The 23,922-nt window shown below is 62.7% G+C and carries 20 protein-coding genes; 9 read left to right on the top strand and 11 right to left on the bottom strand.

What is annotated here, in order from left to right:
* Positions 1-8: 8 nt before the first annotated feature.
* The 11 genes from ACQKQA_RS13600 to ACQKQA_RS13550 form a co-directional block, all read right to left on the bottom strand.
* On the bottom strand, positions 9-1,250 hold the full coding sequence (locus ACQKQA_RS13600) for a DUF2235 domain-containing protein (RefSeq protein WP_427558022.1): 1,242 nt from the start codon (positions 1,248-1,250) through the stop codon (positions 9-11).
* Between the two features lie 179 nt (positions 1,251-1,429).
* Positions 1,430-2,635 carry a DUF1624 domain-containing protein gene (locus ACQKQA_RS13595; protein ID WP_427558019.1) on the bottom strand — a complete coding sequence of 402 codons (1,206 nt, stop codon included), beginning with the start codon at positions 2,633-2,635 and terminating at the stop codon, positions 1,430-1,432.
* A gap of 216 nt (positions 2,636-2,851) precedes the next feature.
* Entirely contained in the window at positions 2,852-3,073 is a 222-nt protein-coding gene (locus tag ACQKQA_RS13590) for a hypothetical protein (protein ID WP_427558017.1), read from the bottom strand.
* Between the two features lie 134 nt (positions 3,074-3,207).
* Positions 3,208-4,107, bottom strand: a complete 900-nt coding sequence (locus tag ACQKQA_RS13585) for a polysaccharide deacetylase family protein (RefSeq protein ID WP_427558014.1) — start codon at positions 4,105-4,107, stop codon at positions 3,208-3,210.
* 154 nt (positions 4,108-4,261) lie between these two features.
* Positions 4,262-4,948 carry a phosphoribosyltransferase gene (locus tag ACQKQA_RS13580; protein ID WP_427558011.1) on the bottom strand — a complete coding sequence of 229 codons (687 nt, stop codon included), beginning with the start codon at positions 4,946-4,948 and terminating at the stop codon, positions 4,262-4,264.
* A 20-nt stretch (positions 4,949-4,968) separates the two neighbouring features.
* On the bottom strand, positions 4,969-5,856 hold the full coding sequence (locus ACQKQA_RS13575; protein WP_427558008.1) for a universal stress protein: 888 nt from the start codon (positions 5,854-5,856) through the stop codon (positions 4,969-4,971).
* A gap of 142 nt (positions 5,857-5,998) precedes the next feature.
* On the bottom strand, positions 5,999-6,745 hold the full coding sequence (locus ACQKQA_RS13570) for an ABC transporter permease (RefSeq protein WP_427558005.1): 747 nt from the start codon (positions 6,743-6,745) through the stop codon (positions 5,999-6,001).
* Between the two features lie 35 nt (positions 6,746-6,780).
* Positions 6,781-7,980, bottom strand: coding sequence for an ABC transporter substrate-binding protein (locus tag ACQKQA_RS13565; protein WP_427558002.1), 1,200 nt, complete (start codon positions 7,978-7,980; stop codon positions 6,781-6,783).
* Between the two features lie 152 nt (positions 7,981-8,132).
* On the bottom strand, positions 8,133-8,933 hold the full coding sequence (locus tag ACQKQA_RS13560; RefSeq protein WP_427557999.1) for an ABC transporter ATP-binding protein: 801 nt from the start codon (positions 8,931-8,933) through the stop codon (positions 8,133-8,135).
* A complete protein-coding gene (locus ACQKQA_RS13555; protein WP_427557996.1) occupies positions 8,930-10,000 on the bottom strand; it encodes an acyl-CoA dehydrogenase family protein in 1,071 nt (356 codons plus the stop codon). Before ACQKQA_RS13555 ends, ACQKQA_RS13560 begins: the two co-directional genes overlap by 4 nt.
* A gap of 62 nt (positions 10,001-10,062) precedes the next feature.
* On the bottom strand, positions 10,063-10,623 hold the full coding sequence (locus ACQKQA_RS13550; RefSeq protein ID WP_427557993.1) for a carboxymuconolactone decarboxylase family protein: 561 nt from the start codon (positions 10,621-10,623) through the stop codon (positions 10,063-10,065).
* 103 nt (positions 10,624-10,726) lie between these two features.
* Here ACQKQA_RS13550 and ACQKQA_RS13545 point away from each other — a divergent pair, with 103 nt between their 5' ends.
* The 9 genes from ACQKQA_RS13545 to ACQKQA_RS13505 form a co-directional block, all read left to right on the top strand.
* Entirely contained in the window at positions 10,727-11,638 is a 912-nt protein-coding gene (locus tag ACQKQA_RS13545) for a cupin domain-containing protein (protein ID WP_427557990.1), read from the top strand.
* Between the two features lie 620 nt (positions 11,639-12,258).
* Positions 12,259-12,978, top strand: a complete 720-nt coding sequence (locus tag ACQKQA_RS13540) for a hypothetical protein (RefSeq protein ID WP_427557987.1) — start codon at positions 12,259-12,261, stop codon at positions 12,976-12,978.
* Positions 12,979-13,596: 618 nt separating this feature from the next.
* A complete protein-coding gene (locus ACQKQA_RS13535; RefSeq protein WP_427557984.1) occupies positions 13,597-14,271 on the top strand; it encodes a hypothetical protein in 675 nt (224 codons plus the stop codon).
* 11 nt (positions 14,272-14,282) lie between these two features.
* Positions 14,283-14,858 (top strand): N-acetylmuramidase family protein, encoded by a 576-nt coding sequence (locus ACQKQA_RS13530; protein ID WP_427557981.1) that lies wholly within the window; start codon positions 14,283-14,285, stop codon positions 14,856-14,858.
* Between the two features lie 319 nt (positions 14,859-15,177).
* Entirely contained in the window at positions 15,178-19,077 is a 3,900-nt protein-coding gene (locus ACQKQA_RS13525; RefSeq protein WP_427557978.1) for a hypothetical protein, read from the top strand.
* A 51-nt stretch (positions 19,078-19,128) separates the two neighbouring features.
* On the top strand, positions 19,129-19,308 hold the full coding sequence (locus ACQKQA_RS13520; RefSeq protein ID WP_427557975.1) for a transposase: 180 nt from the start codon (positions 19,129-19,131) through the stop codon (positions 19,306-19,308).
* A gap of 75 nt (positions 19,309-19,383) precedes the next feature.
* On the top strand, positions 19,384-20,205 hold the full coding sequence (locus ACQKQA_RS13515) for an aldo/keto reductase (protein WP_427557972.1): 822 nt from the start codon (positions 19,384-19,386) through the stop codon (positions 20,203-20,205).
* 148 nt (positions 20,206-20,353) lie between these two features.
* The gene (locus ACQKQA_RS13510; protein WP_427557969.1) at positions 20,354-23,182 is read left to right on the top strand and encodes a response regulator; all 2,829 of its coding nucleotides are present in this window, start codon (positions 20,354-20,356) and stop codon (positions 23,180-23,182) included.
* The coding region (locus ACQKQA_RS13505; protein WP_427557966.1) for an EAL domain-containing response regulator at positions 23,169-23,922 on the top strand (754 nt) is incomplete at its 3' end. The genes ACQKQA_RS13510 and ACQKQA_RS13505, both read left to right, overlap by 14 nt.

The following is a 23,922-nucleotide window of genomic DNA, read 5'->3' as shown; positions in this document are numbered from 1 at the left end:
TGGCCACCTTACAAGTTGTGCTCGGCCAGCCTGGGCGAGTCGGCAACCGGCTCGATCAGCGCGGAATCGATGCCCAGCAGGTTTTCCGGCCGGTAACTCAGCTGGCGGCCCCAGGGCTGGTCGCTGCTTAGCGGCCCCTTCAGCCGCACGACCACGGAGTGGTGCACCCGGACTTTCTGCCCGGCTTCAGGCGTGGGAATCACCCGCGACCGGGCTTCGCCGAACGGCGGCCGTGAACCCTGCTTGAGGGTTCGACGGTGGGTCTGCGGGTCCCACACCAGGCGTGGCACCCACTCGGCGATCAGCCAGTTGCGGGTCAGGGAATCGTGGGCCTGGGCCAGCGGATCCTGGAGCACGGAGGATGCGGGATAGAGTTCAGCGCGACAGGCTTCGACATCGATCCGCAACCCGGCTTCCAGGCACTCGCCGATCATCCAGCGCAAGGCAATCAGCGCCAGCTGCGATTCACTGGCCGGGTAACCGCCGCCCACATCCGCATGCACACCGGCGAACCAGACCTGCTTCAGGTTCACGCCTTCGCCTGCTGTCCAGAGGTTCTGCCGGAAAAAGCTGCGGCGTTCGTCCAGGGACACTGCATGGCGGATGATCTTCACGTCCTTGTTCCTCCGGGTGTAAGGCACGATCAGCGGGTCATACACCCAGCCCACAGAACTGACGGTATCGAACAGCCCCAGGAAGTGAACGCCCACCGACCGTGAAAAACTGGCCTTGAAGCTGCCCATCAGGTCGAAGTCCGGCTTTTTGTCCCCGCTCATGCGCCACCAGGCGTAGCTCAGGACGCGTTTGCGATCGGGTTGGGCGCTACCGCCGGGTTGCAGGCGAGCGGTCAGCAACGACCAGGCAAAATCCATCAGCTGGGTCTGATGGGCCGGCAACAAACCTATGGTATGCAGCAGCGCCGCCAGGACCCGCACCGCATAGGAACCGCGGGAGAAACCGAAGAGGAAGATCTGGTCGCCTTTGCGGTAGTTCTCCATCAGGAAACGATAGGCATTGAGCACATTGCGCTTGATCCCCCAGCCAAACATCAGCCCGGCGACTCGCGACGGCACCTTTTGCCATTCGAACAGGGTTTCGCTGAGCCCGAACGTGCCCACGCCCTGATCGTAATAGGCCAGCAACGTGTCGCTGTCCTTGGGCAAGGAGCGAAACAGGCGAACCACGTTGGTCGGTTCATCGCTGAAACGGTTGTTGGTGCCATCGATACACACAATCAGTTGGCGCGCCATGATCTTTGTCTTCTCCACAATCCTGTTGCCCGAATAGCTGTCCAGTGGGGTTCCTGCGCAAGGCAAAAACCGGTGTCACCCTGCGTCCGTGTCATGACAACGTGCGGTAAATCGTGGAGGGTTCTTCAAGGCATAGCAGCATTCATGGCGCCTGGCCATGAAGGCCCCCGGGATCAGCGTCAGAGGTACTTGAGGATCGCGATATCCCGGCGGCGCTGCTTGAGGCCCGCGAACCAGCGGGTCGGGAAGAACAGCAAGACGCCGAGGATCAGGCTCCACAGCCAGACCCCGGACAGGTGGTCGAAACCGTAGTAGGCGCCCTGGTTGGTGCCCCAGACGGCCACGGCCAGCAGGTACAGGGCCTTGAGCACGTACAGGTGCAGCAGGTAGAAGAACATCGGCGCACCGCCGTAGATCGCCAGTTGCGCGGTGGACCAGCGTTGCTGGGCCTTCTCGAAATACGCCAGGAGGATCAGCCCCAGGCCCAGGGTTGGCATCAGGAACATCAGCGACGGCGGGTACTTTTTCGCGCTCATGAAGCTCATGAAGGTGCGCAGTGCATCGCCGGTCTGCACCCAGGGTTGCTCGCCGTAGACGTTCAGGTAGCGGATGAACACGAAGGCCAGCAGCAGGCCCACACCGAGCTTGAGCAGGCGGGACATGCGCGCCGCCGGCGCCACGCCCTTGCCGAACCAGGGGCCTATGGCCCAACCCAAAAGGATCACGCCGATCCACGGCAGCACCGGATAGGTAGTGCGCGCCCGGGTGAACTCGGTGATGTCGATGAACACCCGCTGATGGAGGATCGACCAGGGCACATAGAACGGCGACTCGGGGCCCAGCACCACGTCATCCAGCAGGTTGTGCCCGGCGACTATGGCCACCCCCAGCACGATCAGCCAACCGCGCTTGAAATGCAGCAGGCCGGCCAGCACGATCATGCAGAGACCGATGCACCAGATCACCTGCAGCCACAGGGTCCTGGGCGGGAATTCGGCGTTCCAGGCAAAACACACGAAAGTCAGCTCGAGGAACACCAGGAACAACCCGCGCTTGAGCAGGAACACCGAGGTCTCCCCGAGGCTGTGTTTCTGGCTGTAGAGCCAGGCCGACAGGCCGGTGAGGAAGATGAACACCGGGGCGCAGATCGCGCTGAGCAGGCGGGTGAAATACAAGTCCGGGGTCACGCTCAGGGCGTCGATCGGGTCGCTGACCTGACGATGCAGCAGGAAGGTCTCACGCACGTGGTCCAGCAGCATGCACAGCATGACGAAACCGCGCAGGGCATCGATGGCCAGCATTCGCGCGCCGGCCTTGGCGGTGCTGCCGGCGAGCGCCTGGGGCGCGACGCCCGCCTGCCCCGTCAATCCAGTAGAAAGAGTCATATCGCTCACTTATGTCGAAGGTCGTTTGACCGGGGCACGGCGTGTCCGGGATAAAACGACAAAATGTTATCAGATAACATTTCACAGTGAGCGATATACCAGCCAGCGACCTTGGAACTCATGCCACGGCGGCATGGGCTTCCAGCAGCGCCCGGAACAAACGACAACGGCGCCCACAGGCGCCGTTGTCATCTCGAGCGAAACCGCCCGCGGGACTCAATCATCGTCGTCATCGTGACGATGGTGCCGGTCGTGATCACGCCGGTAGTCGCGGCGGTCATACCAACCATTGCCCTGATCGTTATCGCGGTAATAGCGGCCATGATCGCGCCAGCGGTCGTGGTCACGGTAGTAGTGGCCGTCGTCATCCCAGTAGGTGTAACAGCCTCCTAGCAGCAAGGTACAAAGGGTCAGGGTAAGTATCGCGAGTCGCTTCATTGGAGTGTCCTGGAACCAGGGGCAGAACGGTTGATGGCAACGCCTGGGGCGTATTCATACGACTCTGGAAACCGTCGATGATTCACTGCGGGCGGGCCCGGCCACGGCCCCGACGGATCGACGGTCGGCAGCGCTCAATGGCTGTTCGAGTCCCACCACCAGTTCCAGATTCCCGGCAGACGCACCGGCTGCTCGCTGTTCTCGACGGTGCGGGTCATGACCGCCCGGCGCAGGGCCGCGGTGTCGTCGTAGAACGGCTTGGGCGCGGTGGCCAGGCCCGTGGCCTTGGCGCTGTCCAGCAGGATCTGCAGGTACTCCTGGGTATGCCGGGCGGTGTAGCGATTGAGGTCGTGGAAGGTCACCACCACCGGAATCGCCCCATCCACCGTCGGCAACTGGCCCAGGGCGATGCGTTCGCGCACCTCCGACAGCTGGCGCAGCATATTGGCCCGGCGCCGTGGGCTGGCGGTAAACCCCCAGACCTTGCCGTCGTTGGCGCTGAGGTCGGTCAGCAACACGTGCAGGCCATGCCGGCGGTAGGCGGCGAAGGTGCGCTTGTCGTAGTTCCAGAATGGCGGCCGCACCAGGACCGGCGGCACGCCGCTGATCAGCGCGATATCGGCGCTGCCGTTGCTCAGGGACGCCTCCAGTTCCTGGGGGTCGAGGGAGCGATGGTTGGTGTGCCAGGGCGTGGCCGTATGAAAGCCCAGCAGGTGGCCCTCGGCATGTTCGCGGGCCATCAGCTCGCGGCCGATCTCGCTGCCGCCGGCCCGCGGGGCGCGGGTCTGGACGAAGAACACCGCCTTGATCGCCGGTTGCAGCGGGTTCACCAGCAGGTCGTCGAGCACGCGCTGGGTCGGGTTGTAGAGACTGGAAGCACTGGGGCCATCGTCGAAGGTCAGCAAAAAGCGGATCGGCGCCTGGGCCCGCAGGCGCTGTTCGGTCTGCGCGGTCATTTCGATGGGGGCGGCAATGCAGCCGGCCAGGCCGATGGCCAGCAGCGACAGGAAGAAAACCTTGAACCCTCGTTTCATATCTTGCCTGCTCAGGCCCTTGCGACCGTCACGTCAATGGCAAAATCCCTCGCCCGTGGCTCCCTCGCCCGGCCGACACCAGGCGCCGGGCACAGCTTGGAGGGGCAACGGCGATTTTGGTTCCGGTGCGCCGGGTATCGACCCGCCCGAGGGGCTATCCGCCAGGGCCTTCGCACGGCCGCTGCCACGCCTGTTGCAACAGCTCGATCACCTCTTCGTCCGCGGTCTGGGAAAAGTCCACATAGCCGTTGCCGATCGACACGAACCACAGCGGCGTGATCGGGCAGATCAGTTCGTCGACCTCGAAACTCAGGGCGTCCACGGTTTCCTGGGGCGCCAGGGGCACGGCGACCACGATTCGCGCCGGGTGCTGCAAACGCGCCGCCTGTACCGCGGCGTGCATCGAGGCGCCGGTGGCCAGCCCGTCGTCCACCAGGATCAGCACCCGCCCGCGCAGTTCGGGAACGGCCCGGGGGCCGCGATAGGCCTGCTCGCGGCGCCGCAGCTCCTGGGTTTCCCGGGCGGTCACCGCCTGCAGCACGGCATCGCCGATATGATGGCTGCGCAGGATGTCCTGATTGAGAATGCGGATGCCGCCACTGGCGATCGCGCCCATCGCCAGTTCTTCATGGCCGGGCACGCCGAGCTTGCGCACCAGCAGCAGGTCCAGGCGCACGTCCAGGGCCCGGGCGATTTCCCAGGCCACCGGCACCCCGCCCCGGGGCAACGCCAGCACCAGCACCTCGGGCCGGCGGCTGTATTTCTCCAGCGCGGGCACCAGCCCCTGCCCGGCGGCCTTGCGGTCGCGCAGGGTCATCTGCAATGACGGATATTCGCTCATGGCTTTCCTCCCCTGCCCGGCTACAGCGCCAGCAGGCTGCAAGGCACCTGATACAGGGCATGTTCGGTGGTGCTGCCCACCAGTTTCTCCAACCCCTGGCGATGCACCCGGCCCATGACCAGCACATCGGCCTGGTGTTCGGCGACGAACTGCGCCAGCACCGTGACCGGCTGCCCAAGGATGAAATGCCGGCGCTCTTCGGGCACGCCATAACGCTCGGCGAGTTCGAGAAAGGCCCGTTCCAGGGTCACCCGCAGTTCGTGGGTCAGGTCCGCCAGCATCAGGCCGCCGCCCCCGGCATCGCCCAGGTAGACCGACGACACGTCATAGGCGTGCAACAGGTGCAGCTCGGCATCGCATTGCAGGGCCAGGCTGTTGGCTTCGTGGATGATGCGGTCGTTGAGGCCGTTGTGCTGGTACTCCGGCCGCGGGTCGACCGCCGCCACCACTTTCTGCGGCAAGGCATGGCCCAGGCGGCCCACCAGGTACAGCGGCACCGGGCACTGGCGCAGCAGGTGCCAGTCCATGGGGGTGAGAAAGGCGCGTTTCAGCGCCGGCTCGTGCTGCACGTCCTTGAGCAGCAGGTCCGGCTGGATTTCCGCGACGTGCTGCAGGATCTCCGCCAGCAGATCGTCGGCCCAGGCCACCTCGCCGTGGACCGTGACGCCATGGCCACGCAGCCGTTGCACCTCGTCCTGCAACCAGTACTGGTGCTCGCGGCGGTAACGCTCGCGGGCCTCGGCGCGCGCGCTGTGTTCGAACAGGGAAAGAATCGACGCCGGCTTGAGCAAGGCGGCGATATGCAGGGCCGCGCCGCTGGCCTTGGCCAAGGCGGCGGCCCGCTGGATCGCGGGGGAATGCCGGGCTGCCGGGTCGATCACCAGCAGCAGGCGTTGATACTGGCTCATGGCGCACCTCCAGATAGGCTGGACGCCCACGCCGGCCACCGGCGGCGCTCATGCCCGAGCATCCCGCGCGCCGGTGCGTCAACGCCGGATCGAACGCCAGCATGACTTCAGACTGCTCACTGACAATGCGCCCGTCGCGGCATTACGGCAAGTGCGTCCAGCGCCGGTGCAGACCACGGGCCAGGCTGTCCAGGGCAAAGCCCAGGGCGCCGATCAGCAGTACCATGGCCATCAGCTCCGAATAGGCCAGACGGTCGCGGGTATCGAGGATGAAATAGCCCAGGCCGGCGCTGACGCCGAGCATTTCGCAGGGTACCAGGACGATCCACAGGATGCCGATGGCCAGCCGCACGCCGGTCAGCACGTGGCCCAGCACCCCGGGCAGGATCACCTTGCGCAGGGTTTCCCAGCGGGTGGCGCTGAGGCTGCGGCTCAGTTGCAGCCAGCGCGGGTCGAGCTGGCGCACCCCGGCCGCGGTATTGAGCAGGATCGGCCAGACCGCGGCGAAGGCCAGCAGGAAGTAGATTGGCGCATCCCCTACCCCCATCAGCATCACCACCACCGGCATCCACGACAGCGGCGAGATCATCCGCAGGAACTGGAACGCCGGGGTGGTGGCCGCCTCCAGGTGGCGGTAGCTGCCGACCAGCAGCCCCAGGGGCACGCCGACCAGCAAGGCCAGGGCCAGGCCGACCAGGATGCGTTTGAGGCTGACCAGCACGTGCTCGTACAACTCGGCGCGGCCCAGCAGTTCCACGAGGCTGGCCAGGGTCGCCGCCGGCGCAAAACGCGCCGCCAGCCCGTCGGCGCTGCCGAACAGCCCTACCCCCAGCCACCACAGCGCCAGCAGGCCCAGCAGCCCCGCCGCGCCGAGGAGCCAATGGGGCATCGCGGGGAATCCCTTGAATGTAGATCCCTTGGCCATCAGAGACTGAACTCCTCGCTGCGCTCGAAACTGTCGGGCAAGCCGAACGCCTGGAGCCCGCCGACGGCGGCGATGGCGTTGCGCACGAAGCGATCGTCCACCAGATCACGGGCCGCGTACTGCGGGTCGAGATTGTCCAGGAAGCCCTTGTCGCCCTCGATCAGGGTGTCCTTGAGGCGCTTGACCAGTTCCTCGGTGTAGCTGGGGAACGGGTACGGCTGGAAGTCGATGCGCTGCTCGTCCCAGTGTTCGTGGCGGATCGCGCCGTCCGCCAGGTACTGCTGGCGTTCGCCGGCACCCGGCGCCAGGACCCGGCCCAGCACCTGGGGCGTGTGCGGCGTGTAGCGGTTGCTGCCGTCCCGGGACAACAGCCGGGCCGCCTCGGCCCGGTTGTCGCGGGTCCACAGCTGGGCCTTGACGATGGCGTTGACCACCTTCTGCGACCATTCGGGGCGCCGGTTCAAATCCTGCTCGTGCATGAACACCACGCAGCAGGCGTGGTTGCGCCAGATATCCCCGGTGAAGCGCTGCACCCGGCCGACCTTGAGCTCCTCGGCCAGGGCGTTGAACGGCTCGGCGACTATGTAGCCAGCAATGCGTTTGCTGGCCAGGGCCGGCGGCATGTCCGACGGTGGCAGCACCAGCAGGTTGACTTCGTTGACGGCCAGGGCACTGCTGGCCGGCCGGCTCACCGGGACCAGGCCGTTGTCCCGCAGCAATTGCTGCAGCACCACGTTGTGAATCGAGTACCAGAATGGAATCGCCAGCGTCTGCCCGCCCAACTGGCGGACCTCGGTGATGCCCGGCGCCACGGTCAGGCCCGAGCCGCCGACATGGTTCCAGGCCACCACCTTGGCCGGCACCCGGCTGCCGTAACGGGCCCAGACGGTCATGGGCGACAGCAGGTGAATCACATTGACCTGCCCGGAAATAAAGGCCTCGATCACCTGGGCCCAGCTGCGCAGCAGCACCGGGCGCTCGGAGCGGATGCCCTCGGCCTCGAACAGGCCGTTGTTATGGGCCACCAGCAAGGGCGTGGCGTCGGTGATCGGCAGGTAGCCGATGCGCACCGGCGCGTCCGGTTCCGAGGCAGCGCGAGCCTGCAGGCTATTGAGCAGCGGCAAGGCGCCCCCGGCGGTGAGCAAGGCGCTGAGTTTGAGAAAGTCGCGACGGGTGTGGGTGAAATCGTCCAGGCACATGGTTGTTCTCCGTGCATTCGGGCAAGGGGTTGAACCCAGCCTTCAACGCCGCCTCCCGTAGGAGCGAAGCTTGCTCGCGAAAGGCATCACGGCTGGCGGGGTGTCAGGGACACTGCGCCGTTCCGAGGTTTTTTCGCGGGCAAGCCTCGCTCCTACACAGGCAGGGCCGAGGCTTGGGGTTGTGGAGTGCGGCTCGCCCGCCGAAGGGTTTTGAGGATCTCGATACGCAGGGCGCCCAGTTCTTCCACCCACTCGGCGCGGGGCTGAGGCAGGTCGATGCGCCACTCGCCGAGGGTCCGCGCCGGGCTGTTACCCAGTAGCAGGATCCGCTCTGAGAGCAGCAGGGCTTCGTCAATGTCATGGGTGATCATCAGCGCCGCGGTGCGGTGCTCGGCAATCACCTTGAGCAGCAGTTGCTGCATGTCGGCGCGGGTCACTTCATCCAGGGCGCCGAAGGGTTCGTCCAGCAGCAACACCTGGGGCTGGCGGGCCAGGCAACGGGCCAGCGCGGTGCGCTGGGCCATGCCGCCGGACAGCTGCGCCGGGTAATGGCCACGGGCATGTTCCAGGCCAACCTCGGCGATAGCCCGGTCGATCCGCGCCTGGCGCTGCTGCGCGCTCAATACGGGCTGGCGGGCGAAGTCGAGGCCGAAGGCGACGTTGTGCTCCAGGTTCAGCCAGGGCAGCAGGCTGGGGTCCTGAAAGGCCACGGCCACCCGCGGGTGCGGCCCGTCCAGGGGCTGGCCCGACAGGCTGACGCTGCCGCCGCAGGAAGCCTGCAAGCCGGCCAGGACCCGCAACAGGCTGGACTTGCCGACGCCGCTGGGGCCGAGGATCGACACCACCTCCCCCGGCTGCAGGCGCAGGTCGAAACCTTCCAGCACCGCTTGCCAGCCGGCTTCGCCGGAGTAGCCGAGGCTGATCTGCCGCGCTTCGAGCAAGGCCGCGCTCATGCCGTCGCTTCCCGGGCCTGACGCTGCAATTCGGCGCGCAGTTGCACCAGGCTCGGGGTGACGATCGGCACGAAGGCCGACTCGCGCCAGCGCCGGGCAAAACCGCTGCCATGCTCGTTGAGGTAGGCCTTGCCGCCGCTGGCCTGCAGCTCCAGCTGCACCGCATTGGCCGCGGCTTCGGCCAGGGCGATGCGCACCTGGAACAAGGCCGCCGGCTGACTGAGGAAACGCCCCTCCAGCAGGCCACCCTTGAGCGCATCGACACTCTGCTCCAGTTGCTGGCGCTGTTCCTGCAACGGCTCGCGCAGGATCGAGCGCCCGCTGGACAGATGCCCCTCCACCTCGTCCAGCGCGCGCCGGGCCAGACCGATGGCCATGCCGCATTGCAGGCCGAGGAAGGCCGGGCGCACCGCCGGCAGAAAGACCTTGGCATCTTCATGCAGCAACCAGCCGCGGTCGACCTCGACCTGTTGCAATTCCAGCGCCGCGGTGTTGCTCGACTGCAAGCCCATCAGTTGCAGGTCCTCGGAACGCCGCAGCCCGGCCAGGTCCCCGGGGATCGCCAGGACAAAGGGCGCCGCGCCCTGCTCGTCCTCGATGGCCGCCGCCACCACGAAGCCGCTTTTGCGCAGGTTGGTCACCCAGTGCAGGCGCCCGTTCAGGCGCCAGCCGCCGGTCCGGGGCTGGGCGCGGACTTGCAGGGCCTCGATACCGGACAAGAACTTCATCGCGTTGGACAGCCCGGTCGCCCCCGCCAGTTCGCCGCTGAGCAGGTCCGGCAACAGGCGCTCGCGCAGCGCCCCGTTGGGGCTTTGCAGCAGGTATTCGATAAAGGCCCGCTGGCCCCAGAACACGAAGGCCGCCGCCAGGGAACGGCTGGCCACCGCGGCCACCGCTTCCACGGCATCGGCCAGATCGCCGCCGCTGCCGCCCTGCTCGGCCGGGATGCCGATCCGCAGCACCTGTGCCTCGGCCAGGCACGCCAGCACCTGCTGCGGGTCGCACTGGCCCAGATCCAGGGCCAGGGCCTGGGCGTCCAGCCATTGACTCAATGCGGGATTGAGCATGTGGTTCTCTCCTTTTCACGGGGCATGGGCCAAACCGCCCTGCCTTCAATCAAGCCATCAATTCACTGCTGCGGCGCCTGCCAGCGGTACTTGGCCAACTCCGGGTTCAGCGGCGTGCGGGCGAACACGTTGGCGAAGTTGCACAGGGTCGCCAGGCTCACCCCGAGAATCACTTCCAGGGCATTGCCTTCGCTGTAGCCAGCGGCCTTGAACGCCTCGAAGGTCGCCTCGCTGACATTGCCACGAGTGGCGATCACCTCGGCGGCGAAGGCCGCCAGGGCCTGCAGTCTTGCCTCCGGCAAAGGGGCCAGCTCACGCAACGCGCTGACCACTTCGTCCGGCAACCGGGCCTTGTTCTGCGCCACCGCGGTGTGTCCGGCCACGCAGAAATCGCAACCATGGGTGGTGGCGGCCACCAGTTGCACCACTTCTCGCTCGCCCAGGCTCAGCTCGGCCTTGCCATTGAGCGCCGATACCGTAACGTAGGTCTCCAGCGCCGCCGGGGCATTGGCCAGGATGCCCAGCAGATTGGGAATGAACCCCGAGTTGTTCTGGGCGTTCTGTAGAAACGGCCGGGCCGCTTCGGGGGCGCTTTGCAGGCTGTGCAGGGTGATGCGCGACATGGGGTGACTCCTGTTGTAGAGGTGTCCGACCAGTCTGTTGGTTATAAGAATTCCGATCCATATTCTAAAGTAGCGATTACTTGCTCCTGAGTGTTTCCCTTAGATGATTTCGTCCAGCCCACTGGTTGATTGGTTATTAGAAAGCCTCGAACTCGATGCCAGCCTGTTCCATGTCGGCCGCTACTGCGGTGGCTGGCACGCCAGCACCCACGGCCTGGCCCGGGCCAGCTTCCACCTGATCGTGCAAGGACATTGCTGGCTGCATATCGAGGGGCAGGCCCAGGCCCGGCGCCTGGATGCCGGGGATGGGGTGTTCCTGCTGCGCGACCTGGACTATCGCCTGTCCAGCGCCGAAGAATGCGGCGCCGCCCATGCACAGCCGAAGATGACCATGCAGGCGCTGGATATCAGTGCCGAGGACGGCGTCGGGCTGGTCTGCGGCTTCTTTCATTTCAAGCCGGGGTTGTCGTCGCTGATCATCGACGGCCTGCCGGACTGGATCGTCCTGCGCGCCGGCGATCCGTCCCTGAGCGCGGCCCGGGCCCTGTTCGAGCTGATCCTGGACGAGTGCCAGCGCACGCCCGCGCCCTCCTCGACGCTGCTGGAGCGCCTGAGCCACCTGCTGTTCCTCTATGTCTTGCGCCAGCAGGTGGCCGACAACCAGGGCCTGGGCGGGCTGGTGGCACTGGCCCGGCACCCGGCGTTCGCGGCGCTGCTGGAACAGCTGATCGAGCGCCCGGAACAACCCTGGCCCCTGGAAAGCATGGCGGCCTGCACCGGGCTGTCGCGCTCGGCCTTCTTCAAGCGCTTCAACGAACTGGCCGGGCAATCCCCCGGCCAGGTGCTGCTGGCGCTGCGTATGCGCCATGCCTGCCAGCTGCTCAAGGCCAACCACACCGTGGAACAGGTGGGCGCAGCGGTGGGTTATCAATCGGTCGCGGCCTTTACCCGCGCTTTCGCCAAGGCGGTGGGCGTGCAGCCGGGGGCTTACCGGCGCCAGCACGAAGGGCGGTGAGGGCTAGCGCTTCGCTGGCTCAGGATCTGGGTAGACGACGTGGTGTGCCGGCGAGTACCTGATCTACCGCCTCGCGGTTGAAGGATTCGGGAAACGTCTTCTGGTCTGGGTCATGAACGCTCCTTGCGGTGGACATTATCCACTGTGAGTCAGTCTCCACTCAGCCCGGGACAGACCACCCTAGCTCTTGCAATTACCGAGGTCGGCAATTATCGGAAGCGCTTCTTACCCCCATCTTTTTCTGCCTGCGTGGTCATCGCGCACAACGGGTCACGGTCAATATCAGCAACAACTTTGCGCTTACTGGGCTCGCACAGATTGCGACGTCCACGAGGTCGCAGAGCCAACGCATTGGTACTGGCAAGGTTCCAAAACCGCTAACTAGCGTCCTCACCGTCGGACCAGTTCCTCCGGGGAGTTCACCAGGCGAGAGGCCTGAAATCACTCTTTTGGGATTCACATTCATTGCTCTCAGCACGATCTCCATACACGTCCCTGAGCGGGTTGCCTACGGGGTAACCGACTTCGTCTAGCGCTCGAGAAGGGACCGATCGAACGCGATGGTGAGTGCGCCCGGCAGGACGACATCCGAGTCGCTGTGACTTCTATGGAGAAGGACTATGGACGGTCGTACTTTACTGTGCTGCAGGGCTCAAAACAGTTCGGAATGGAGCGTAATTCAGAGAGGCTATTCAGCATTATCCTCACAAGAGGTATCAGCTGCATTGAGGATGATCAACGATGAATTCTCGAGAGAATTGTTCTGCTACGTCTGGTGGCCGGATAGCGCATCCCACAACAAACGAGACATAGAGCGAATGCTGTTGCGGCAAGTGCTGGACCAATGCAAGACACGTGCGATTCAGGCTTTAACTACCCAGCTGACTCATGACATAGCGGAGCTCGAGCTGACCGCGTTCAAGCATCGCTCGCAAAACCCGGCAAGTAGCCTTACTTCCTATCGAAGCGCGATGGAAGAGGCTAAAGAACAACGATGGCCCTCTCCCAGCCCCGTCTATCAACGCCTTACTCGTGGCGTGTTGGTCGAGTTGAGTACCGCGGTGATTTGCTCGATATGTCAGGGAGCCGGATATCAGCTTGCTCATGGACGCTCCGGGCCCTGTCAAAAGTGCCTGGGCAGTGGTCGTCGCCCTTGTTCAGATTTGGCTCGCGCTCAGACCCTGGGGATTACTTGGCATGCCTATGCCAAGGCATGGAAAGCCCCGTTCGAATGGGCATTGAAGCGATGTGAGCAGGCGATCCAACTGGCCAGTGATGTCCTGTGCCGCAATCTTGGCATCGCAGGTGAACGACACAAGACAGCGGAAGTCTTGAGCTAATGCTCTGGCACTGAATGCTCCCCCCTGCCACATCGAGTCGAGCCATCGCTGGTTCTCGTTCTACCGCTCCTTGGACCGAGCAATCAGCGACGACTCAATCCCGGTGAATCTGTTCCACCACTTGTTGAATGCCGCTGAACTGACTCGGTGTCTGTAGCAGTGTTCTGGTGCCAGCGTCTGGGCCTCGCCCTCCCCCCTTGAGCACCGCGGTGATTCAGCGACCGACAATGCGGGACTCTGCAAGTCGGACGGTAAGAAAGTCCCCCCGCCGAGCCAAAGGCTTTCCCAACTTGTTCGCCACGTCGACATCCCGGCGCACTGTTCTGCAGTGTTGGCGCCGACGTCGATGTCTGCGGTTCAGGATACGAGAGCAGTGGAAACGTCGTTGGTACTAGCGAGGTTCCAAACGCTCGAACTAGCCTCCTGATCGTCGAACCAAATCCTCTGGCGAGCTCATTACCGCCCCGCGGTATGCCGTCATCCACTGGCTTCAGGTGAAGGGAAAAGGCGGCTGAAAGTCGATAGCAACGGAGCTGATGCTACAGCTGGCTATCTGCATGACACCACGCCGAGAGGTTCGCAGTGCAACGTCTCAATTGCGAGGAGAGAACACGGACCATGAACGCTCCCATCGAAACACTGCCGGCGACCAACGACCAATGGCAATTGAAGGTCCTCCCCTTTATGACTCGAGCCATTGCTGTGATGGGGCTTCTGTTCTTTCTGAGTAGTTTTATCCAGATACACCTGATGCGCGTCGAGCTGCAAACTGCCCCTGAAGTCGAGGAAGCACCAGCATCCTTTGGCGGCTTGGAAAGCACAGCCAAGGCCGAGCTGATGCGATGGAACGCCCTGGTGACGCTCGAGCGTGAAACGCTTCGAGCAAGAGAGCAGGCCACCAACGCGGTGATTCTGCGTCAGGCCTCGTTGCTGAACCTCGGCTTCTTGACCGGAATGGTGCTGTGCCTGGTCGGTGCGGTCTTCGTGCTGGGTCGATTACAAGAACCAGCCACCTCCCTCAGCGGAGAAACACCGCAATTGAAGGTAGCGCTGAACACGTCCTCTCCCGGCATCGTTCTGGTTGTGCTTGGAGCAGGACTGATCTGCGCCACGCTCTTCCATCACTATCAGTTCAACCTGCCCGACAAGACCGTGTACCTGCCGCCGGTCCAGTACACGCTGTCAATACCCTCGGGTACCCCACAGACGTCAACCGCCATCCCTCTGCCAGTTGCCACTGCGCCGAGGGAATCTACCGGCGACAACACGAGTTCACCTGCACCACTACCTTAGAGGAAACAAGCATGAGTCTAATTATCTCGGATCAGGCATGGACCGCATCGGCACAAAATCTTGGCGTGGAAGTCGCATGCCTGCAGGCCGTCGCCAGCGTTGAGTCGGCTGGCACCGGCTTCCTTCCACCGCCGTCCAATGAACCGAAGGTGCTCTTCGAGGGGCACATCTTTCACCGACTTACGAGCGGGCGCTTTGATGCCACTGCTCCCGACCTGAGTTATCCGCACTGGGACAAGTCCAAGTATGCCGGTTCGCTGGAAGGAGAATGGGCCAGGCTTAATGCCGCTATGGCCCTGGACCACGACGCTGCATTGGAGTCCGCCAGTTGGGGGACGTTCCAGTTAATGGGCTTCAACTATCCCACATGCGGCTTTTCGACAGTGCGCGACTTCGCCGAAGCACATCGTGCAGGAGCAGATGAACAGCTGGCGGCATTCGTGCAGTTCATCGATCGGCCTCCGTTCCGCGACGCGTTGAGGACGAAGGACTGGGCCGTTTTTGCAGCTGCCTACAACGGACCCGATTACGCAAAGAATCAATACGACATACGGCTGGCCACTGCTTATTCGCAGCACTGCGGATAAGTGGCCTCTGTGTACTGGGGCTCAGACGGCTGCACGCCCTCGCATTATCAGTGCATTGGACATGGGCTTCTTCATCGACCGCTGAACGGTGTTCGTCGAGGACCGCATCGATCATGCGGAAAGAGAGTTGTAACGGGTGGGCACGGTAAGTACACCCCAGAAGTAGATGTACGGATCATGGTAGGCAGGCTCTGTGGTTGAAGGTGATGTAACACTTTGATCTTTTCGCCTGCACGCTAGATTGCCGAAGCAACATTATTACGGCCACGGACGGGCGACGCAAAGTCCATTGGCTGTTGCGAAAACAAGGAGAAATATCATGGCATTTGGTATCACGGCGACAGTCACTGTGGCGGAAATGGTGGCCGCAGACCTGGGTTTCGTATTTATCGATGGTGGTGAAACTGCGGCAGTGACAGCAGGGAAAATTAGTTTTGGCATAGTGAAATCCGAAGGCGCGGATGCCGCTAAAACATGGGGTATTGGCCCAGCACTGGAGGGCCTAGAGTTGGCTAACGCGATAACGGATGCCCCGTCAGCCGTCAACTACAACAACGTGAGTTATGTATTCACCCAGAGCGGGGGAATACTCCAATATTCTACCTGCAGTGGGAGCGGCTGGTCCGCAAGCACGACGTTGGTTCAGTCTGGCCTCTGCCTCACCGATACGCCAGAACCCACCAAGTTCACCCCAGAGTTCGGGCCCTCCGCAGTCGTGTTCAACGATCTGTTGTATGTCTTCTACCAGGGCACGCCTCTCGGGAGCACCACCCCCGGGCTCTATTACAGTGTGTTCAATGGAACAACCTGGTCTGACGCCATTCAGGTTGATAACGTGAGTATTTCCTGTTCGCCGTGCGCCGTCGTGTTCAACTACCAGCTCTATGTGTTCCACCAGGGCGGGGGTAATAATGGACAACTGTGGTACAGCGTGTTCAATGGCACCAGCTGGGCGGCCAACAAGCAGGTAGCGGGAGTTGGTATGTCTGTTTCGCCGGCCGCCGCGGTGTACAACGGCGAGCTGTATGTCCTGTACCAGGGCAGTGGTAACAATGGGCAACTGTTGTACAGCACATATAATGGAAACTGGAGCAACTCCAATAACACCGATAGCAGCGGGGGCATTAGTGCCGAGCCATGCGCCATCGTGTACGACGGTGAACTACTTGTGTTCCATCAGGGTTCTGGAAACTCTCGGAATATCTATGTCAACGCTTTCAATGGCAGCAGCTGGGTCGGCGACACCCAAATGGCCCCGATAAGGCTCTCAAACTCCCCCGCCCCCGTCATTTTCAACGATGAACTGTATTGCTTCTGGCAAGGCCCAGGATCAAATGGACAACTGCAATATAGTGGAAGTGATGGCAGCAGCTGGATGCCAACTACGACGCTGAGCGGCGCCCAAATGTCGTGCAGCCCGAGCGCCACGGAATTCAACAATCAGCTGTATTGCATGTATCAGGGCCCGGGGCAAAGTGGCTACCTTTACCAAAGTGTTGGCACTGTCCAGTCGACCTGGTCTTCGCCAAGCACCGCAAGCCCGATTAGCCTGTCCGCGTCACCTTCTGTGGTCGCCGTCTCCGACACGCTGCTTTACTCCTTCTTCCAGCAGGAGGGGCAGCTCTGCTATACCACCTGTAGTACCAGCACCAATGCGTGGACATCGCCCTACCTTGTCGGGTGGTCGTCATCGGCCACCCAGCTCAACACCATCGGCCTCATGTACACCCCCTCGGCCGTCATGTTCACACCGAGCGGGGCCACCTCGGCCCAGCTCTACATCTTTTACCAGACCGCCGATAACACCGTCTCCGGGCAGCTTTGGTATGTGATCTTCGATACCGCCACGGGAACCTGTTCGCCCCCGATTCAGGTAGCCAACGTTAGCCTGTCGTACTCACCTTCGGCAGTTGTTTTCAATAACCAGCTCTACGTCTTTTACCAAGGCGGCGCGGGTGGGCAGGGCAATAGCGGGCTGTACTATGACTGTCTGTCGACTGCAGGAGCCTGGTCCGGCAGCCAACAAGTCCCCGGCGTTGGAATTGCGTACTCGCCGGCGCCTGTCGTCTACAACAATCAGCTCTACGTCTTCCACCAGGGCGAAGGAGGCGGACAACCCGACAATGACCTTTTCTACGACTGCCTGTCGAGCACTGGCAGTTGGTCTGGCGACACCCAGGTTTCTTGGGTCAACCTCTCGTACTCACCGTCGGCCGTCGTCTGCGATAATCAGATCCTTGTCTGCTACCAAGGCGAAGCAAATGGTCAACCCGATGGCTGCACTTACATCGCATCGATGACAAGCTCCGGGGGTACCTCGCTTGAGGGCTACGTCGATAAAGTACCTGCGACCCCCTTGGTCATGAATGGGCCACCGCCGGCAGCCGCGCCCATTACCTATGCACCCGCGGTCGCTGTGTGCAACGACAATCTCTATATCCTGCACCAAGGGGGCGGTGCTAGTGGCCAGCTCTGGTTCAACGTGATGAACAGCACCAGCTGGAGCGGTGCTACCCAAGTGAATCCGCAGGTACTGTCGGCATCGCCGTGTGCGGTGAACTTCGGCAATGTGATTTACAGCTTCTACAATCAAGGTGGTCAACTGTGGTGTAACGGCAACGCCGGTGGGGCGGCCACCTGGTTGCCTGAAACCCAGATCCCCGGTGTCATGCTCTCCGGGACACCGTCCGCGGTCGTGTTCAAAAACGAGATCTACGTTTTCTACCAGGGGGCCAGCAATAACGGGCAGCTCTGCTACGTGACCTACAATCCGAGCACGAGCAGTTGGGCCTCGCCAGTTTGGATAAACTCTGCGGGCGAAGTACTGATGGAAAACTCTCCATCCGCAGTGGTTTTCAACGATGAACTGTATGTCTTCTATCAGGGGGTTGGCGTAAGTTGGTGCTACAACACCTGCAGTGACGGGTCGACGTGGGGCGGGCAGGTCCAGCCGCCCGTTGGTGGTGGGTCGGCCTCGCCGTCTGCTGTGGTGTATAACAATCAGCTTTACCTCTTTTATCAGGGGGGCGGGTACTGCGGCGAACTCTTTTACAATGTATTCAATGGAAGCAGCTGGACCTCGAACATCCAGGTGAGCCCGGGCAACATGGCAATGTCGAACTCGCCGTCTGCTGCGGTGTACAACGGTGAACTGTATGTCTTTGTGCAGGGCTCAAGCGTCGGACAGCTCGGCTACTGCCTGTTTAATGGCAATAGCTGGACGGGCTGGAACCAGATACCGAATGTCTCCATGTCCGGATCGCCAGCGGCGGTCCTACTCAACAACTACGCCCTCTGGGTGCTGTATGAAGGGGGCGGCAATAACGGCGAGCTGTGCTACGTAGCCTACAACGGCCAACTCAGCTGGAGCACGCAACACCAAGTGGTCCCCACCGTCTCCTCAACCTATTACTCCGGTCAGAATGCCATTCTGTCGTGGTGTCCGAATCTGTTGGTCTCGGACAACCTCCTCTATGTATTCATGCCCGCATCGAAAGAGGGAGATGTCCCCTACTACCTGTGGTCTGCCGACGGAAGCAGTTGGAGCACCCTGTACAAGGTCCCCGGTACGGGCATGTGGGACTCCCCATCGACCGTCGTGTTTAATAATACGATCTACCTCTTCCACACGGGCACCAGTGGCACCTCATCTGGCACTGACAGTCAGCTTTGGTGCAACAGCGCACCCTGCAACCCTGCCGGCCCACTGACCTGGTCCGGCGACAAGCAACTTGTGAACGGGGCCACAGGGCAAGCTATGGGGCTGATGGCTAACCAGTCGCCTTCTGCGGTGGTGTTTAACAACAACATCTATTGCTTCTTCGCGTCACCGAACAATACGCTCAGCTATGTCATATTCAATGGCAGCAGCTACAGCCCAAACGTTAATCATATTATTCCCAGTTCGGGCTCAAACGAGATAGCGAGTTCGAGTCCGGCGGCGATCGTTTACAACAACCAGCTTTACGTCTTCTTCCAGGGCGTTGGTAGCAATAGCCAGCCGGATGGGCAACTTCTGTACGTCACCTCCTCTAACGGATCTAGCTGGTCTGGTGTCCAACAAGCTGGGTACCTGCAAGCGGCGACCGGACTCTCCGTCTGGAATATCCTGTCGACTCAGGTTCAATCCTTGGTCCCTCCAGTGATGACGAACCTCTGGGGCCAAGGCCCCATTGATGATGCAGATATTTTTGGACCAAACCTGTTTCCAGCGCCTTGATGAAACGGAACGCCTCGATAGCTGGAGAACGCATCTATCGAGGCGTTTTTCATGACCGACAAACGCAGAACATTCGACGACAGCTTCAAGCTGGAAGTCATGAGGAGGATCAAGGACAAGGGCCTGGGCGTTTCAAAGGTTTGTCGTGATCTTGATATGGGTGATACGGCCGTTCGGTGCTGGGGACAACAGTACGAAGCCGAGCCGTTAGGGCTGGTCGGGGATGGGTAAGCCGTTGACCTCTGAGCAACAGCGGCTGGGCATACGCGATATCGCTGACCTGCCCGCCTGAAAATAGGAATAGTCATGCGAACACTCGATCTGGCGGGCGTGCCCGTCCCGGTGATAGGCCAGGGCACCTGGCGCATGGGCGAGGAGCGCCACCAGCGCAACGCCGAGATTACCGCCCTGCAGGCGGGTATCGAACGAGGCCTGAGCCTGATCGATACCGCCGAGATGTACGCCGAGGGCGGCGCGGAAGAAGTGGTCGGGGCCGCCATCGCCGGCCAGCGCGACCGGGTGTTCCTGGTCAGCAAGGTGTACCCGCACAACGCCAGCCGCAAAGGCATTCCCCAGGCTTGCGAACGCAGCCTGCGGCGCCTGGACACCGACTATATCGACCTGTACCTACTGCACTGGCGGGGGCAATACCCCCTTGAGGAAACGGTGGAAGCCTTCGAGCGCCTGCGCGAGGACGGCAAGATCGGCCGTTGGGGCGTTTCCAACCTCGACCTCGATGACCTCGCTGAGCTGGCGAGCCCGGCCTGTGCCACCAACCAGGTGCTGTACAACATCGAAGAGCGCGGCATCGAGTTCGACCTGCTGCCCGCCGCGCAACGCCAGGGCCTGCCAATCATGGCCTACTGCCCGATCGCCCAGGCCGGCAAGCTGCTGCGCCACCCCACGCTGCGCCAAATCGCCGAGCGCCATGGCGTGACCACCGCCCAGGTGTCCCTGGCCTGGGTCCTGCGCCAGGAAGGGGTGATCGCCATTCCCAAGGCGGTGCATCCCGAGCACGTGCGGCTGAACGCAGAGGCGGCCGGACTGCGCCTGGACGCCGAGGACCTGGCCGCCATCGACCGCGCCTTCCCCGCGCCGCTGGGCAAGCAGCGCCTGGCGATGGTCTGAGGCTGTCGTTGCCCTTGAAGGACCCGGTCGAAAGGACAGCTGCGCGAGCACGTCCTTTCGGTCTGGACCGGGCTGTCCACGATGAAAGATAACCGACTTTAAGGATCGTCCTATCCCGGATTTTTGAGGCTTTATTTAGAGTGGGTCCATGAGATTAAAGACCTACCTCCATCAGATCAGTCCCGTGTTTTCCAGTCCCGAAGCCGCCAGCCGGTTGTTGCGTCTTTTCGCCCTGATTCTGTTGATCGGGATCCTCGGCGCGGCCTACAACTTCCTCAATTCCACCCTCAGCAACGACATTTCCCGGCGCCGGGGCTACATGAGCAGCGCTATCGCCGAAGCCCAGACCTTCTTCACCAATCGCGAAGCCTTGCTGGAAAGCCTCAGCCTGTCGGCGGTGCGCGAGTCCAAGCAGGCCGTGCCCTTGACCTATCAGCCCGACAGCGAAGAGCTGCGCCTGGAACTGGGCGACAGCGACGATCGGTGGAGCCTCTGGCTCAACCTGCGCATGCGCGAGTACTTCAAGGAGCGCCAGGTCAACCTGCTGTATGTCGGCCCCGGCCCCAAGGCCCAGGTCAAGCGCCTGTACAACAGTAACCCGGATGCCCCGCCGCTGCCCAGGGTCATTCTCGACAAGCTCGCCCTGCTGCAGTACGACGAGCTTTCAGCCACCAACGAGCTGTGGCTCACCGACCAGTCCACGCAGAACTCGCAGCTGTACATTTTCACCCGCGTCGACGATCGTGCCGAAGCGTCCGGCTGGCTGGGCCTGGAAATGAACGGCCGGGAAGTGCTGAAGGCCCTGAGCGACCAGAGCGCCGGCGAGTTCATGATGTTCAACTCCGAAGGCGCCCTGCTGTTCACCAACACCCCGTCCGCGCGCCTCGGCCAGGCGTTGCAACAATTGCAGGGGAACAACTTCTTCGGTTTCGTCGGCAGCGGCTGGTGGCCCGACCACCTGGTGATCCGCAAGCAACTGATGACCTCCGACTGGCAACTGGTCTACTCCTTCAGCCTGCAGGCCCTGCTGCGCGCGCTCTGGCCGCAGCTGGCCGGCACCCTGGTGTTCTGCCTGTTCAGCATCAGCCTGATCGGCCTGCTGACCCGGCGTATCGAGCACCGCTTCATCACCCCCGCGCTCAGCCGCATCCAGGCCCTGGTGGAAAGCGAGCTGTTCAGTCGCGATGTGATCCAGACCGCGCCCGTGGCCCTGTGCGTGCTGCGCCGTACCGATGGCCAGGTGGTGCTGGAAAACACCCTGGCGCAACAATGGCTGGGCAACGGCATCGAACGGGAAATACTCTGCGCCGGCTGGATCCAGCAAGCCTTCAAGAGCCATGAGCCGAACCGTTTCGACTACTTCGAGACCGCCGACGGCCGCCACCTCTACCTGAGCTCCGCCCCTACCCGCTACAAGGGCGAGGATGTGCTGTTCTGCGCCTTCAGCGACATCAGCGCGCGCAAGCAGGTGGAAGCCGCCCTGGAAGAAGCGCGGCAGATGGCCGACGCCGCCAACGAAGCGAAAACCCTGTTTCTCGCCACCATGAGCCATGAAATCCGCACGCCGCTGTATGGCGTGCTGGGCACCCTGGAACTGCTCTCGCGCACCCAGCTGGACCTGCAGCAGCGCGACTACCTGCGCGCCATCGAATCGTCCTCCTCGACCCTGCTGCAATTGATCTGCGATGTGCTGGACGTGTCGAAAATCGAAGCCGGGCAACTGGCCCTGGAGCTGACCGAATTCTCGCCGCTGGACCTGGTCCACGAACTGGTCCAGGGCTATGCCGCGGCGGCCTCGAACAAGGGCCTGCTGCTCTACGCCTGCGTGGACCCGCAAATCCCCGAGCGGCTGATCGGCGACGTCACGCGCATCCGGCAGATCGTCAGCAACCTGCTCAACAACGCGGTGAAGTTCACCGACTTCGGACGCATCGTGCTGCGGGTCAACCTGCTGAGCCGCGATGGCGAGCGCTCCAGCATCCTGTGGCAGGTCTCCGACACCGGCAAAGGCATTGCCCAGGACCACCAGCCGTTCATCTTCGAGCCGTTCTACCAGACCGGCGGCAACGCCAACGTGGTGGCGGGCACCGGCCTGGGCCTGCCGATCTGCCAGCGCCTCACCCAGTTGATGAATGGCAGCCTGCGCATGGTCAGCGAACTCGGCCTGGGCAGCAGCTTCTCCCTCACCCTGCCCCTGGAGGCCGCGATCGACGAGCCGGTCACCCTGCCCGGCACGCAGCTGCTGCCGGAAACCCTCTATGTCATGTCCAGCGTGCGCGAACTTGCGGAGTCCATCGGCGGCTGGCTGAGCCAGTGGGGAGCGCGGGTCCAGCTTTGTCATCCGTCGAAGGGCAGTCCGGTCGGCGACTGCCTGCTGATCGAGATCCATCCCGGCGAACTCGAACAGCGCCTGCAGCCCGACTGGACCGGCCCGCTGATCATCGCCACCGGCACCGGCACCAACGAACCGCAGTTCCAGGACGGCGCCTGGCACGTGAACCTCAACCACCTGCGCTCCATCCATCGGGCGGTCAGCCAGGCCCAGGGGCTCTGGGTCGCGAAAACCGAGAACCACAACGAGCACTGGGCCCTGAAGCAATTGCAGCTGAACGTTCTGGTGGCCGAAGACAACGTCATCAACCAGTTGATCCTCAGGGATCAGCTGGAAGAGCTGGGCTGCAACGTGGAACTCGCGTCGAACGGCGAGGAGGCCCTGTCGATGTGGGACCCCGAGCGCTTCGATCTGGTCCTGACCGACGTCAACATGCCAGTGATGAATGGTTATGAACTGGCCAAGGAGCTGCGTCGCCGCGGCTGCTCGGTGCCGATCATCGGCGCCACGGCCAATGCAATGCGGGGAGAAGAAGAACAATGTCTGGCGGCCGGGATGAACCATTGCCTGGTCAAACCTTTTGCACTGCGCGCCCTGTTCAATTACCTAGCGCCCTATGAAAGAGCGAAACATGAAGCCCTGTAGCATATTGATCGTTGAAGACCACCCCTTCCAGCATATGTACCTGCAGCATCTGTTCGGTGAGCTGGGCCCCTATTACCTGGAAGGCGCAAGGGATGGCGAAGAGGCGCTGGAACGCTTGAAATGGCGCAAGTTCGACCTGGTGCTCACCGACCTGCTGATGCCGGGAATGGACGGCGTGCAGTTCATCCAGGGCCTGGCGACCCTGCCCTACAAACCCGCCCTGGCGATCATGAGTTCGGCTTCGCGGCGCATGCTGATGAGCGCTAGCCTGGCGGCCAAGAACCTTGGGGTGAAAGTCATCGGCCTGATTTCCAAGCCGGTGAATCTGGCCGCCCTGCAGACCCTGACCACCCAATTGAGCGTCTCCCAGCCCAGCTCGCCGCACCCCCTGCCCACCGCCCTGCTCACTCAGGCGACACTGGCCCAGGCCATCCGGGACGAGCAATTCGAGGCCTGGTTCCAGCCCAAGAAGTCCCTGTTCAATGGCCGGATAGTCGCCGCCGAAGCCCTGGTCCGCTGGATGCATCCGACCCGGGGCATGTTGCTGCCCGACGCCTTTCTGCCCGCGATCAAGTCCTACGACCTGGAGGAAGACCTGCTGTGGCTGGTGCTGCGCCAGACCATCCAGGCCCAGGCGCGCTGGCGCCAACAGGACTACGACATCCCGGTGTCGATCAACCTGCCGACCCACCTGCTCAACAGCCATGACCTGGCGGATCGCCTGTTCGACTTCGTCCTGG

It is taken from the genome of Pseudomonas sp. NPDC089530 (assembly GCF_050280705.1).
Taxonomy (GTDB): Bacteria; Pseudomonadota; Gammaproteobacteria; order Pseudomonadales; family Pseudomonadaceae; genus Aquipseudomonas.
This window is presented reverse-complemented; position numbering and strand designations above follow the sequence as displayed.

Bases quoted from the DNA above. Each gene is read 5' to 3' on its own strand.
- ACQKQA_RS13600 (WP_427558022.1), bottom strand. From the start codon at position 1,250: ATGGCGCGCCAACTGATTGTGTGTATCGATGGCACCAACAACCGTTTC.
- ACQKQA_RS13595 (WP_427558019.1), bottom strand. From the start codon at position 2,635: ATGACTCTTTCTACTGGATTGACGGGGCAGGCGGGCGTCGCGCCCCAG.
- ACQKQA_RS13590 (WP_427558017.1), bottom strand. From the start codon at position 3,073: ATGAAGCGACTCGCGATACTTACCCTGACCCTTTGTACCTTGCTGCTA.
- ACQKQA_RS13585 (WP_427558014.1), bottom strand. From the start codon at position 4,107: ATGAAACGAGGGTTCAAGGTTTTCTTCCTGTCGCTGCTGGCCATCGGC.
- ACQKQA_RS13580 (WP_427558011.1), bottom strand. From the start codon at position 4,948: ATGAGCGAATATCCGTCATTGCAGATGACCCTGCGCGACCGCAAGGCC.
- ACQKQA_RS13575 (WP_427558008.1), bottom strand. From the start codon at position 5,856: ATGAGCCAGTATCAACGCCTGCTGCTGGTGATCGACCCGGCAGCCCGG.
- ACQKQA_RS13570 (WP_427558005.1), bottom strand. From the start codon at position 6,745: ATGCCCCATTGGCTCCTCGGCGCGGCGGGGCTGCTGGGCCTGCTGGCG.
- ACQKQA_RS13565 (WP_427558002.1), bottom strand. From the start codon at position 7,980: ATGTGCCTGGACGATTTCACCCACACCCGTCGCGACTTTCTCAAACTC.
- ACQKQA_RS13560 (WP_427557999.1), bottom strand. From the start codon at position 8,933: ATGAGCGCGGCCTTGCTCGAAGCGCGGCAGATCAGCCTCGGCTACTCC.
- ACQKQA_RS13555 (WP_427557996.1), bottom strand. From the start codon at position 10,000: ATGCTCAATCCCGCATTGAGTCAATGGCTGGACGCCCAGGCCCTGGCC.
- ACQKQA_RS13550 (WP_427557993.1), bottom strand. From the start codon at position 10,623: ATGTCGCGCATCACCCTGCACAGCCTGCAAAGCGCCCCCGAAGCGGCC.
- ACQKQA_RS13545 (WP_427557990.1), top strand. From the start codon at position 10,727: ATGATTTCGTCCAGCCCACTGGTTGATTGGTTATTAGAAAGCCTCGAA.
- ACQKQA_RS13540 (WP_427557987.1), top strand. From the start codon at position 12,259: ATGGACGGTCGTACTTTACTGTGCTGCAGGGCTCAAAACAGTTCGGAA.
- ACQKQA_RS13535 (WP_427557984.1), top strand. From the start codon at position 13,597: ATGAACGCTCCCATCGAAACACTGCCGGCGACCAACGACCAATGGCAA.
- ACQKQA_RS13530 (WP_427557981.1), top strand. From the start codon at position 14,283: ATGAGTCTAATTATCTCGGATCAGGCATGGACCGCATCGGCACAAAAT.
- ACQKQA_RS13525 (WP_427557978.1), top strand. From the start codon at position 15,178: ATGGCATTTGGTATCACGGCGACAGTCACTGTGGCGGAAATGGTGGCC.
- ACQKQA_RS13520 (WP_427557975.1), top strand. From the start codon at position 19,129: ATGACCGACAAACGCAGAACATTCGACGACAGCTTCAAGCTGGAAGTC.
- ACQKQA_RS13515 (WP_427557972.1), top strand. From the start codon at position 19,384: ATGCGAACACTCGATCTGGCGGGCGTGCCCGTCCCGGTGATAGGCCAG.
- ACQKQA_RS13510 (WP_427557969.1), top strand. From the start codon at position 20,354: ATGAGATTAAAGACCTACCTCCATCAGATCAGTCCCGTGTTTTCCAGT.